This is a genomic window from Sphingopyxis sp. (genome assembly GCF_050725615.1).
Taxonomy (GTDB): Bacteria; Pseudomonadota; Alphaproteobacteria; order Sphingomonadales; family Sphingomonadaceae; genus Sphingopyxis.
Window position 1 is genome coordinate 1 of record NZ_JBOHHU010000111.1, and the last position, 12,535, is coordinate 12,535.

General features: G+C 66.3%; 11 protein-coding genes and 1 pseudogene. 9 read left to right on the forward strand and 3 right to left on the reverse strand.

Annotated elements, in window-relative coordinates:
• From ACREB7_RS18800 to ACREB7_RS18820, 5 genes and pseudogenes are all read left to right on the forward strand, one after another.
• A pseudogene (locus ACREB7_RS18800) lies at positions 1-314 on the forward strand (SPFH domain-containing protein); the annotation flags it as partial.
• A 9-nt stretch (positions 315-323) separates the two neighbouring features.
• Positions 324-527 (forward strand): toxin-antitoxin system HicB family antitoxin, encoded by a 204-nt coding sequence (locus ACREB7_RS18805; RefSeq protein ID WP_431593797.1) that lies wholly within the window; start codon positions 324-326, stop codon positions 525-527.
• Between the two features lies 1 nt (position 528).
• Positions 529-771, forward strand: a complete 243-nt coding sequence (locus ACREB7_RS18810) for a hypothetical protein (RefSeq protein WP_431593798.1) — start codon at positions 529-531, stop codon at positions 769-771.
• A gap of 71 nt (positions 772-842) precedes the next feature.
• Positions 843-1,514: a ribulose-phosphate 3-epimerase gene (gene rpe, locus ACREB7_RS18815; protein ID WP_431593799.1), complete on the forward strand. Its 672-nt coding sequence runs from the start codon at positions 843-845 to the stop codon at positions 1,512-1,514.
• Between the two features lie 18 nt (positions 1,515-1,532).
• A complete protein-coding gene (locus ACREB7_RS18820; RefSeq protein ID WP_431593800.1) occupies positions 1,533-3,296 on the forward strand; it encodes a heparinase II/III family protein in 1,764 nt (587 codons plus the stop codon).
• A 170-nt stretch (positions 3,297-3,466) separates the two neighbouring features.
• Here the strand turns inward: ACREB7_RS18820 and ACREB7_RS18825 are convergent, their stop codons facing one another.
• Positions 3,467-5,815, reverse strand: a complete 2,349-nt coding sequence (locus tag ACREB7_RS18825; protein WP_431593801.1) for a TonB-dependent receptor plug domain-containing protein — start codon at positions 5,813-5,815, stop codon at positions 3,467-3,469.
• Positions 5,816-5,997: 182 nt separating this feature from the next.
• On the opposite strand from ACREB7_RS18825, the gene ACREB7_RS18830 reads away from it, so the two are divergent.
• The 3 genes from ACREB7_RS18830 to ACREB7_RS18840 all read left to right on the forward strand — a co-directional run bounded on the left by ACREB7_RS18830 (position 5,998) and on the right by ACREB7_RS18840 (position 9,658).
• Complete coding sequence (locus tag ACREB7_RS18830; RefSeq protein ID WP_431593802.1) at positions 5,998-7,032, forward strand: phytase; 1,035 nt, start codon at positions 5,998-6,000, stop codon at positions 7,030-7,032.
• A gap of 153 nt (positions 7,033-7,185) precedes the next feature.
• Entirely contained in the window at positions 7,186-8,778 is a 1,593-nt protein-coding gene (purH, locus tag ACREB7_RS18835) for a bifunctional phosphoribosylaminoimidazolecarboxamide formyltransferase/IMP cyclohydrolase (RefSeq protein WP_431593803.1), read from the forward strand.
• A gap of 226 nt (positions 8,779-9,004) precedes the next feature.
• Entirely contained in the window at positions 9,005-9,658 is a 654-nt protein-coding gene (locus ACREB7_RS18840) for a YqaA family protein (RefSeq protein WP_431593807.1), read from the forward strand.
• A gap of 134 nt (positions 9,659-9,792) precedes the next feature.
• On the opposite strand, the gene ACREB7_RS18845 is transcribed toward ACREB7_RS18840, so the two are convergent.
• Both ACREB7_RS18845 and hppD read right to left on the reverse strand, forming a co-directional pair.
• Positions 9,793-10,341, reverse strand: coding sequence for a VOC family protein (locus ACREB7_RS18845; protein ID WP_431593804.1), 549 nt, complete (start codon positions 10,339-10,341; stop codon positions 9,793-9,795).
• Complete coding sequence (gene hppD, locus ACREB7_RS18850; protein WP_431593805.1) at positions 10,338-11,426, reverse strand: 4-hydroxyphenylpyruvate dioxygenase; 1,089 nt, start codon at positions 11,424-11,426, stop codon at positions 10,338-10,340. The genes ACREB7_RS18845 and hppD overlap by 4 nt, the downstream gene beginning before the upstream one ends.
• 176 nt (positions 11,427-11,602) lie before the next feature.
• Here hppD and ACREB7_RS18855 point away from each other — a divergent pair, with 176 nt between their 5' ends.
• Complete coding sequence (locus ACREB7_RS18855) at positions 11,603-12,481, forward strand: hypothetical protein (protein WP_431593806.1); 879 nt, start codon at positions 11,603-11,605, stop codon at positions 12,479-12,481.
• Positions 12,482-12,535 lie beyond the last annotated feature (54 nt).

Sequence of the window (12,535 nt, forward strand, 5' to 3'; positions counted from 1 at the left end):
GCACCGAGCTGATCGCGCGGCTGGTGACGGCAGGCATCACCGTCGACGAATGTGGCTTCACCCACCTGGCCTATGCGCAGGAGATCGCCGGGGCGATGCTGCGCCGGCAACAGGCGCAGGCGGTGGTCGCGGCGCGCAAGACCCTGGTCGAAGGCGCGGTCGGCATGGTCGAGATGGCGCTCGCCATGCTCAGCGAAAAGAATGTCGTCGAGCTGGACGATGAGCGCCGCGCGGCGATGGTGTCGAACCTGATGGTCGTGCTGTGCGGCGAACGCGACACCCAGCCGGTGGTCAACGCCGGGTCGCTCTACTGAGGCCGCAGGATGGCGGCGCCGTCCAAAAAGGCCTTTGCCCTCCGCCTCGATCCGGCGCTCTACGCCGCGATCGAGCGGATGGCGGCCGCCGAACTGCGCAGCGCCAATGCCGAGATCGAAGTGCTGCTGCGCGAGGCGCTGGCGCGGCGCGGGGTGAGCGTCAAACCGCCGGCCCCCGCAAAGCGCGGCCGGCCACCGAAAGAGGAGAACTGACATGCTGCACCTGTTCCTGGACAATCGCCCCTGGTTCCGGCCCAAGAGCCGGGGTTACGGCGCCGGCCTGCCGATCGCCTGGCAGGGCTGGCTGCTGATGGCGCTGCATATCGCGCTGATCACCGGAATCACGGTGCTGCTGCGCGAGCGGCCGGTGCTGATGACGATCGTCGTGATCCTCACCGGCCTCGCCCCGCTGCCGATCTACCGCGCGCGGACCGAGGGCGGATGGCGCTGGCGATAAGGCCGCTTTTCCACCGCTAGCCCCTAGGGGCCGCTTGCCCCCCAAGATGGACACGGTTAAGGCCGATCCCCATGTCCGCCGCACCGCAACCCGTCCGCATCGCCCCCTCGATCCTCAGCGCCGATTTCGCGAAGCTGGGCGAGGAAGTCCGCGCCATCGAAACCGCCGGCGCCGACTGGGTCCATATCGACGTGATGGACGGCCATTTCGTCCCCAATCTGACGATCGGCCCCGCGGTGGTGAAGGCGCTGCGCCCGCATTCGACCCTGCCCTTCGACGTCCATCTGATGATCAGCCCGGTCGACCATTTCCTCGACGCCTTTGCCGCAGCCGGCGCCGACATCATCACCGTCCATCCCGAGGCCGGGCCGCACATCCACCGCACCGTCCAGCACATCAAGTCGCTGGGCAAGCAGGCGGGCGTGTCGCTCAACCCCGCGACCCCGGCCAAGATGCTCGATTATCTGATCGACGACATCGACCTGGTGCTGATTATGAGCGTCAACCCCGGCTTCGGCGGGCAGAGCTTCATCACCAGCCAGCTCCGCAAGATCGAGGCGGTGCGCAAGATGATCGACAAGTCGGGCCGCGACATCCGGCTCGAGGTCGACGGCGGCATCGACGTCGCGACCGCGCCGCTGGCGATCGCCGCGGGCGCCGATGTCCTCGTCGCCGGCACCGCGACATTCCGCGGCGGCCCCGACGCTTACGCCGACAATATCCGAAGCCTCCGCGGCGCCTGATCGGTGAAGGGAAGAGCCTTGACCTCTGCCCCCATCGACCAGCTTCCCGATGCGGGCGACGATACCCCGCCGATCGACGACACGATCGAACCCGGCAAACGGCTGATCCGCCTGCCCGCCGAAAAGGGCCTGTCGCTCGGCGACCGCATCGCCAATCATTTCACCCGCCTGACCTGGCGCACCCCGTTGCACGCCTTCCGCCTGAAAGGGCGCTTCCCGCTCAAGCTGCTCGGCGTGCCGACCGACCCGATCCCCGGCGACACCCGCGCCGGCACCGCGATCCGCGCCGGGCATTTCCTCCACCGGGGGCTCAAGCAGCCGCTCGGCGAGCTCGACTTCGCCGCGCTCGCCGTCGCGCCGACCTTTGCCGACTATCTCCACAGCTTCGCCTGGCTGCGCGACCTCGCCGCGACCGGCGCCCGCGCCGACGGCGCGCCGATCGCCGAGGCGATGGTGCGCAACTGGCTCACCGCGCATGGCGAAACCGTCAGCGAACCCGCCTGGCGCGCCGACAACACCGGCTGGCGCATCCTCTATTGGGCGTTCCATGCGCCGCTGATCCTGTCGTCGAGCGACCTCATCTATCGTTCAGCGGTGCTCAACCATCTCGCGCGCGCCGCCCGCCACCTCGACCGCGTCGCCGACAAGACGCGCCCCGGCATCGGCCAACTCGTCGCCTGGACCGGCATCGTCGCCGCGTCGCTGCTGATGCCCGGCGGCGAACCGCGGCAGATCTTTGGCGAGGCGGGGCTGCGCAAGGTGCTGGAAACCAGCTTCTACGCCGACGGCGGCAATATCGCGCGCTCGCCGCAGGCGCAGCTCGACGCGATCATGGCGCTGGCGATGCTCGCGCGCATCTACGATATGCGCCGCATGGAGGTGCCGCCTTTCCTGCAGGAGGTGCTGGCGCGCACCGTGCCCGCGCTGCTCGGCCTCGTCCATGCCGACGGCGGCATGGGAAGCTGGCAGGGCAGCGGCGCGACGTCGGCCGAAGCGATCCAGGCGATCGTCACCGCCAGCGGCGTGCGCACCCGGCCGCTGAAGCAGGCGCGCGACTGGGGCTATCAGCGGCTCGTCGCAAACAAGGTGGTGCTGCTCGCCGACGCCGCGCCTCCCCCCATTGCCCGCGTGACCGAAGCGGGTTGCGCCTCGACGCTGGCGTTTGAACTCTCCGACGGCGCCGACCGCATCATCGTCAATTGCGGCGGCGCGGCGCTGACCGGCGCGACGATCCCCGAGGATCTCGCGCGCGGGCTGCGCACCACCGCCGCCCATTCGACGCTGATCCTCGCCGACAGCAATTCGACCGCCATCCTGGCGAGCGGGTCGCTCGGCAAGGGAGTGACCGAGGTCGAGCTCGACCGGCGCGAGACGCCGCAGGGCAGCCGCCTCGAAATGAGCCACGACGGCTATGCCCGCCGCCACGGCCTGATCCACCGCCGCCTCTTGATCCTCGCCCCCAACGGCCGCGAATTGCGCGGCGAAGACCAGCTGCTGCCGGCGCCGCGCAGCCGCCGCAAGGGCGACAAGAATTTCGTGCTGCGTTTCCACCTCGGGCCCGCGCTTTCGGCGAGCCTGACCGCCGACAAATTGGGTGCCCTGCTGCGGATCAACGGCGGACCCTTATGGCAATTCCGCACCAGCGAAGGCGCGCTCGAGGTCGAGGAAAGCCTATGGGTCGACGGCGAAGGCCGCCCGCATCCGAGCGAACAGCTCGTCGTCACCGGCGTGGCCCCCGCCGGCGGCGCCAGCATCGGCTGGATCTTCAAGCATATCGGCTGACGCGCGCGTCAAAAGGGCGCGCCGACTCCATCACCATCCGTCACCCCGGACTTGACCCGGGGCCTGCCTTGTCCTGGCGAATAAGGCGGGCCCCGGGTCAAGCCCGGGATGACGAAGGAATGATACCGACAACCGGCGCCCAAGGGACTGAGCGCCGGTTGTCGGGTGGCTCAGAAGGCATAGCGCGCGATCAGCTGGAACACCGGGCCGGCGGTTTCCTTTTCCAGCTCATATTCGTCGAAGCTGCGATCATTCTGGTCTTCGACGGTGTTGAACTTGTTGAAGACCTCGCGCTTCGCGCCGTTCAGCAGGTTCGAGCCCACCGCGCGGATCGTGAAGCTCTTGCCGAAACGCTTTTCGACGAAGATTTCGAGGTCGGCGCCATAGCTGGTGAACACCTCTTCGCCGATCACCCGATCGAACGCCCCGCCCTGTTTGCGATAGGTCGCGCCGAACGCCGCGCCGACCGACTTCACATCCTGGATGAAGCCGACGTTATAGACATAGTCCGACTGGCCGTTGAAACGGCGCTCGCCGAACTGGTCGGTGATCTCGCTGTCGAGGAAGGACAGATTGCCGAACACCCCGGTGTCGGGCAGGCCGAGAAAGCCGAGGTCGGTCGAAAGATCGAACTCGATCCCGTAAACCTTGCCGTCGCCGACATTCTGCGGCTGGAAGATGAAGGTGCCGTCGCCCTCCGACCCTTCGTCGCCGGTGTTGGTCAGCTCGATCAGGTCGTTGACCTTGCGATAGAAGATATTGACCCCCGCGATCCCCGAACGGCCGAGGCGCTGTTCATAACCAAGGTCTAAACCCCAAGCGGTTTCGGGGTCGAGCAGCGGATTGCCGAGCAGGTCATTGTCGCCATATTCGGCCTCGAGCAGCGCGGGCGACAGGAAGTTGAATTCGGGACGGCGGCTGGTGCGCGCGACCGAAGCGGTGATCCGGCCGCCGCTGCCGACGTCGAACTTGAACGACGCCGACGGCAGAAACTCTTCATAATCATTGGTGAAGCGCGTCGCCGGCGGGGTCAGGTCGTCGATCGTCAGGTCGGTCGTTTCATAGCGAACGCCGGCTTCCCAGGCGAAAGCGCCGCTGCGCCCCTCGACGAGGACAAAGCCGTCGAGCCGTTCTTCCTCGATCCTGTTGAGGCCGCCGGCGGCCGGCACGAAGGCGCCGAAAGTGCGGACGAATTCGGTCGGGTTGCGGTTGAACTGATCATAGCCCTGACGATCGGCGACGGTCAGATTGTAGCGGTCGCGCGGAGCTTCGAGAATCGCGGTCGAACGGTCCTTGTCCTGCCAGAAACCGCCGAACACCAGCTTGGCGTCCTCGCCCAGCGCGACTTCATGCTCGAGCTTGACCGAAAATTCCTTGTCCTTGATCGCGCTCAGCGTCTGGTCGCCGGTGAAGCGCGGGAGCGCGCGGTCGAATTCGACCTCATATTCGGTTTCGAACCGGTCTTCGTCGAACTGCGACAGCCCGACCTTCAGGCTCGTTTCGCCGAGCGACCAGCGGTGCGCGAGCTTGCCGTTGACGCTGTAATTGTCCTGGTTGATCCGCGCGACATTGGCGTTATCGACGGTCAGATTGCCCGGCGGCGTCGCGCGGACCGGACCGTTGATCGCGGTCGCGTCGTTATATTCGAAGCTGCGCTCGTCCTCGACGCGGTCGGTATGGACGTAAAAGCCATTGATCGAGAAATCGGTCGTGTCGCCCTTGATGTCATAGGTCGCGTTGACCGAATAATCCTTGCCGTCGCGGGTGTCGCGCTGGTCTTCACGATTGTCGAAATCGTCGGTCGCATAGTCCGGATTATTCTCGGGCGAATCGCCATAACGCAGCGACAGTTTTTTCTTCGGATTGTGGCGACCCTGGAAATTGGCGCCGATGAGGAAGCGGCCCGGGCCAAGCGCCCCGCCGAAAACGCCGCCGACGCTGGGTTCGAGTTCCTTGTCGTCGAAATAGAGGCCGCCGGCGCGCAGATAGCCGCCGTCGAGTTCATAGCCGTCGCGCAGCTTGATGTTGAGCGTGCCCGCGACCGCGTCGCCGGTGCGGCGCGCCGACGAGGAGCGGACGATTTCGACGCGGTCGATCAGCTCGGCGGGAATGCGGTCGAGAAAGAAGCTGCGGTCGGCGTTCGATCCCGGCACCTTTTCGCCATTGATCAGGATCTGCGTATAGCCCGGCGGCAGGCCGCGCAGCCGCGCGCCATCGCTTTCGATCACGTCCGACAGAAAGGTCACCGACGGCACGCGCTTCAGCGCGTCGCCGGCGGTCAGCGGCTCGAAGCGCTGGAAAAACTCGCTGTCATAGGTGAGCACGGGCTCGACCTGATCCTCGCTGCGGTTGCGATAACCGATCGAGCCGAGGACGACGATATCCTGCGCGCTGGTGATCGTGCCGTCGCTATTCTCGTCGACCGGCAGCGGCGCGTCCTGCGCGGCGGCAGGAGCGGAAATCAGCGCGGTGGCGAGTGCGAGCGCGGCGGCGGATTGCAGGCTGAAAATACGAATCATGGTGTCGGACCCCCTGTTTGGTTGCCGGGCCTCTAGGGGGCGGGTGTGACAGTTTGCGGCGAGCCGTGTGACGCATTGATGACGCTTAAGTGACGGAAATATTGTAGGATTGACGCCGCGTCACTTTGCTGGAAGGGCGCGCGGCCAATCGCCATCGCCAATGGAAAACAGGGGAAAAGACCATGACCGCCGTCCGCAACTGGAAGCTGCTGGCTTCGCTCGCCTTCGCAGGCATGACCGCCGGATGCGCGGCCGGGCAGGTCGAGCCGGTCATCACCGGGCTGCCGCCGGTGGCGGTCACCGCAAGCGGCGAAACCGCGCCGGTCGGCACCGGCCGCGCCGATGCCGCCGACGATCCGGCGATCTGGGTCGACCCCGCCAACCCCCATCGCGCGCTGATCATCGCCACCGACAAAAAAGCCGGCATCCACGTCTATGACCTCACCGGCAAGGACGTCGCCTTCATCAAGGGCGGCCTCGTCAACAATGTCGACGTCGCGGGCAATATCGTCGTCGCCAGCGACCGCAACGACGGCGTCAACGCGCATCTCGCGCTGTTCCGCCTCGACCCCGACAAGCCGTCGCTCACCCCGCTCGGCCGCGCCGCCGCCGGCACCGGCGAAGCCTATGGCCTCTGCCTCAAGAAGAGTGCGCCGGGCGAACCGCTGACCGCCGCGCTGATCGTCAAGGACGGTACCGTGCGCGCCGGCACGCTGACCGTGACCGATGGCGCCGCGCCGCGCTTTGCGGCGCAATGGGAACATAAGATTCCGACCCAGTCCGAAGGCTGCGTCTTCGACGGCGACACGCTGTACGTTGGCGAAGAGGACGCCGGCATCTGGCGGCTCACCCCCAATGGCGCGGGCGTCGACGCAAAGATGGTTGCGCCGGTCGACAACCAGCGCCTCGTCGCCGACGTCGAAGGTCTCGCGACGATCGATCACAAGGGCCAGCGCTACCTGCTCGCATCGAGCCAGGGCGACAATGCCTATGCGGTCTTCAAACTGCCGAGCATGGACTATGTCGGCCGCTTCGCGGTGACCGCCGGCGCCTTTGGCGCGACGAGCGAGACCGACGGGATCGAAGCGGTCGCGGGCCATTTCGGCCCCGCTTACCCCGACGGCATCTTCCTCGCGCAGGACGGCGACAACGCCCCCCGGGCACAGAATTTCAAACTGGTGCGCTGGGACCAGATCGCGGCGGCGCTGGGAATCTGATATCCGTCGCCCCCGCGAAGGCGGGGGCCGCAAGAGGCCTAGCGCAAAGTTGCCAGCGGCCCCCGCCTTCGCGGGGGCGACGACGCTTGCCCTAACGTCCCTTCACGCCTAGGGGGGCCGCGTCTTTCCCATCCTGCAAAGGCCGCCTTCCCCATGACCGACCTGATTCCCGTCCGCCGCGCCCTGCTGTCCGTCAGCGACAAGGCGGGGCTCGCCGAGCTTGCCGCCGCGCTCGTCCGCCACGGGGTCGAACTGGTGTCGACCGGCGGCACCGCCAAGGCGCTGCGCGAGGCCGGGCACGAGGTGCTCGACGTCTCCGACCTCACCGGCTTCCCCGAGATGATGGACGGCCGCGTCAAGACATTGCACCCCACCGTCCACGGCGGCATCCTCGCGGTGCGCGACGACGCGGCGCATGTCGCGGCGATGGAGGCGCACGGCATCGGCGCGATCGACCTCGTCGTCGTCAACCTCTACCCCTTCCTCCAGACCGTGATGAGCGGCGCCGACCGCGACACGATCATCGAGAATATCGACATCGGCGGCCCGGCGATGGTGCGCTCGTCGGCGAAGAACCACGCTTTCGTCGGCATCGTCACCGAGCCCGAGGATTATGCCGCGCTCATCGCCGAAATGGACGCCAACAATGGCGCGACGACGCTGGGCCTGCGCAAGCGCCTTGCCGCGACCGCCTTTGCGCACACCGCGACCTATGACGGCATGATCGCGCAATGGTTCGCCTTTGCCGACCAGGGCAAATTCTTCCCCGACACGCTGCCGCTGACCGCCAAGCTGTCGACCGAACTGCGTTACGGCGAGAATCCGCACCAGAAGGCCGCACTCTACCTGCCCGCCGGTCCCGCCGGGCGCGGCATCGCGCAGGCCGAGCAGGTTCAGGGCAAGGAACTCAGCTACAATAATATCAACGACGCCGACGCCGCGCTCGAACTGGTCGCCGAATTTCGCGAGGCCGATCCGACCTGCGTCATCGTCAAGCACGCCAACCCGTGCGGCGTCGCGACCGCCGCGACGCTGACCGAAGCCTATGACGCCGCACTGAAGTGCGACGATGTCTCGGCCTTCGGCGGTATCATCGCGGTCAACCGCCCCCTCGACGGCGCGACCGCCGAGGCGATCAGCGGTATTTTCACCGAAGTGGTCTGCGCCCCCGACGCCGACGCCGACGCGCGCGCGGTGTTCGCGAAGAAGAAGAACCTGCGCCTCCTGCTCACCGGCGAGCTGCCCGACCCGGCGCGCGGCGGTATTATGATGAAGACGATCGCCGGCGGCTGGCTGGCGCAGAGCCGCGACAATGGCCGCATCACCCGCGCCGACCTGAAAATCGTGACCGACCGCGCGCCGACCGAGGAAGAGCTGACCGACGCGCTCTTTGCCTGGACGATCGCCAAGCATGTGAAATCGAACGCGATCGTCTATGCCAAGGGCGGCTCGACCGCGGGCATCGGCGCGGGGCAGATGAACCGCCGCGACAGCGCGCGCATCGCCGCCGTCAAGGCGCGCGAGGCCGCCGAGAGCCATGGCTGGGCCGAAGCCCGCACCGTCGGCAGCGCGGTCGCCAGCGACGCCTTCTTCCCCTTCGCCGACGGCCTGCTCGCGGCGGTCGAGGCGGGCGCGACCTGCGTCATCCAACCCGGCGGCTCGATCCGCGACGACGAGGTGATCGCCGCGGCGAACGAAGCCGGCCTCGCGATGGTGTTCACCGGGATGCGGCATTTCCGGCATTAAACGAAATACACCCTCCCCTTCAGGGGAGGGCAGCGAGACTTGGCAGCTTGCTGCCTAGTCACAGCGGGAGGGGCTATCGGCCTTGCGCTATCCCGCAGGCCCCACCCCAACCCCTCCCCTGAAGGGGAGGGGCTTTATTTCGCTCGGCACGAACGGCATAGGGGGGCGTGGTCATCCTGACCCGACGACAAGGATCCGCATGACCGCCACCGCCAAGCCGCCCGGCCTGATCCAGCGCCTGTACAATTGGACGATGGAAAAATCGGCGCATCCGCACGCCGAATATTGGCTCGCGCTGGTCGCCTTTGTCGAGGCGAGTTTCTTCCCGATCCCGCCGCACCCGCTGCTCGGACTGATGTGCCTCGCCAACCCGAAAAAGGCGGTGCGCTACGCGATCATCTGCACCCTCGCGTCGGTCGCGGGCGGCATGTTCGGCTATGCGATCGGCTTCTTCCTCTATGAAAGCGTCGGCCTCTGGCTGCTCGGCGTGCTTGGCCTGACCGACGCCTTCCCGCCCGCCGCCTGCTATTTGCGCGAGTTCGGCGCCGAGATCATCCTGATCAAGGGCGCGACGCCGATCCCGTTCAAGCTGCTGACGATCACCGCCGGCTTCATCCACATGAATTTCTGGACCTTCCTGTGGGCAAGCCTCGCCAGCCGCGCCTTTTCCTTCCTGCTCGTCGGCATCCTGTTCCGGCTGTTCGGTGCCCCGATCAAGGCGTTCATCGACAAATATCTGATCTGGGTCACCGGCGCTTTCCTGATCGCCGTGGTCGCGGGTTTTCTCGCGCTCGGCGCGCTGTCGGGCGACGGCAAGGCCAAGGAAGCCGACAAATGCAGCGGCGCGACGCTGGCGAGCATCGGGCTGGATCGGAAATAGCGCAATCTTCTCCCCTCCCGCAGGCGGGAGGGGTCGGGGGTGGGCAACACCCTCACAGCTGCCCACCCCGCTGCGACTAGGAAACAAGTTTCCAAGTCTCGCTGCCCCTCCCGCAGGCGGGAGGGGATGAAAAATTACTCGTTCGCCGCCGTGTGCAGCCAATCCGCGTGGCGCGGCGCCTTTTTCGTCTGGCTCCACTCGTCGAGCATCAGCGGCGCGACGCGGCGCAGTTCGGCATATTGTTCGGCGGTCCCGATGTCGCACGCCAGTTCGACGCGGTGGCCATTGGGGTCGAAGAAATAGATCGACTTGAAGATGCCATGGTGCGTCGGGCCGAGCACGTCGACGCCTTCGCTTTCCAAATGCGCCTTCGCCGCGACCAGTTCGTCGAAGCTGCCGACCTTGAACGCCAGATGCTGCACCCACGCCGGGGTATTCTCGTCGCGCCCCATGTCGGGCTGGTTCGGCAGCTCGAAAAACGCCAGGATGTTGCCGTTCCCGGCGTCGAGGAACACATGCATATAGGGGTCATAGGCCCCGGTCGACGGCACATGATCCTCGGCGAAGGCGGTCGTGTAGGTCATGCCGAGCATCCGGCCGTACCAGTCGACCGTCTGCTTCGCATCCTTGCAGCGATAGGCGACATGATGGACGCCGCCGAGCGTGACGGGAGAGGCGCTCATTCGGCGGGTTCCTCGACATTCAGCGCGCCGCGGCGGATCTGGTCCATCTCCATCGACTTGAACAAGGCGGTGAAATTGCCCTCGCCAAAGCCTTCATCCTTCTTGCGCTGGATGAATTCGAAGAAGACCGGGCCGATGACGGTCTGGCCGAAAATCTGCAGCAGCAGGCGCGGGTCGCCGTCCTCGGTCGATCCGTCGAGCAGGATGCCGCGCGACTGGAGCCCCTCGACCGATTCGCCATGGCCGGGCAGCCGGCCGTCCAGCATCTCGTAATAGGTCGCCGGCGGCGCGGGGGCGAAGGGATTGCCGAGCGCTTTCAACTTGTCCCAGGCGGCGTAGAGATCGTCGCAGCTGAAGGCGATATGCTGGATGCCCTCGCCATTATAGGCGCGCAGATATTCGTCGATCTGGCCCTTGCCGCCCGCGCCCTCTTCGTTGAGCGGGATGCGGATCTTGCCGTCGGGGGCGGTCATCGCCTTCGACGTCAGCCCGGTATATTCGCCCTTGATGTCGAAATAGCGGATCTCGCGGAACCCCGCGATGCGCTCGTAGAAGGCGGCCCAATGCGCCATGCGGCCGCCATAGACGTTGTGGGTCAGGTGATCGATCAGTTGCATCCCGGCGCCGACCGGATGGCGATCGACGCCCTCCTCATAGACGAAGTCGATGTCATAGATGCTGAGGTCGTCGCCATAACGGTCGACCAGATAGATGATCGAGCCGCCGATGCCGCGGATCGCGGGCAGGCGCAATTCCATCGGCCCCGGCATGACCTCGACGGGCTCGGCGCCGCGCGCGATCGCCTCGGCATAGGCCTTGGCGGCGTCGCGCACGCGCCAGCCCATGCCGCACGCCGACGGACCATGTTCGGCGGCGAAATAGGCGGCGGGCGATTTGGGCTGGTAATTGGCGATCAGGTTGATCCCGCCCTGGCGCCACAATTGCACGTCCTTCGAGCGGTGACGCGCGATCAGCGTGAAACCCATCGCCTCGAACACCGGTTCGAGGATGCCCTTTTCGGGGGCCGAAAATTCGACGAATTCAAAACCGTCGAGGCCCAGCGGATTGTCGAACAGGTCGGCCATGATCTTTTCCCAATGTAGTTTCAATTGAAACTATTATCGCGAAGGAGGGCGCCGCTGTCAACCCGGACTCGGCGGCGGGGCGCAGACTATCACGCGCCCGCCCTATGGTTCAAATCACTGCGATGAGCCGCCGCCGGGATATGATAGGGTGATCGAAGGGAAAAAGGGGCGCGCTCATGCCGCGACATTCATCGCTGCGTTTCTGGCTCGCCTTGATCTGGCTGGCGCTCGTCGCGGGCTGGGCCTGGTGGGAATATAGCCATTACAGCGGTCTCTATCGCTGGCTCGCGGACTGGCAGATCGAAAAATGGGGCAGTTACGAACAGATCTGGACCGCTTTGGTCCCGGCCTTCATCCTGGCGATCCCGGCTTTCCGCGTGCTGCGCGAGCGCGAATTGCTGGGCCAGGCGTCGCTGATCGCGGGCGACGATCCGGTACCGATCCTGCGCCGGGTGCGCACGGGCGTGCTGATCTGCGGCGGCGTCCTCGCGCTCGTCGCGGGCGGGGCATATCTCACTTCGCAGCAACTGCCCGATCCGTCGGACCCGCCGACCACGGTCGACCTCACCGCGCTCGGCGCCGCCGCGCCACCGACCGGTTCGGCGATCTTCGCGGGCGCCATCCCCGACACCGCCCGCGCGCTGCAGATGGACGAGGCGTTCCGCTCGCGTTCGGCCGATATCGACCATCAGACCATCTATGTCCCCGTCGTCGCGAAGGGCGCGGCGAAGGACGCACCGGTGCGTTTTTTCATCGACCGCGCCAGCTATGCCTTCGCCGACAGCCAGGAAGCGCCGCGCGTGAACATCTTCCTCCCCGACCATATGCAGGGGGTGCTGATCGAGAACGGCCTGCCCGCCGACGTCGTCGCAGCGTTCCAGCAACGGGGGGTGCCGATCGCCTCGCCGCATTATCTGATGACGACCAATTCGGTCGGCGGACGACAGACCTATTATATCGTCGCCGCACTCGGCGGATTTGTCGCGGCAATCCTGTTCCTGATGGCGGCGGTGCAGAGCGTGTCGATCGCGCGGGCGCGAAAGCGGCGCGGCTAGAAGCAGCAGGTTCGCCCTTAACCGTAGCCCTGAGCCTGTCGAAGGGCGCCTATC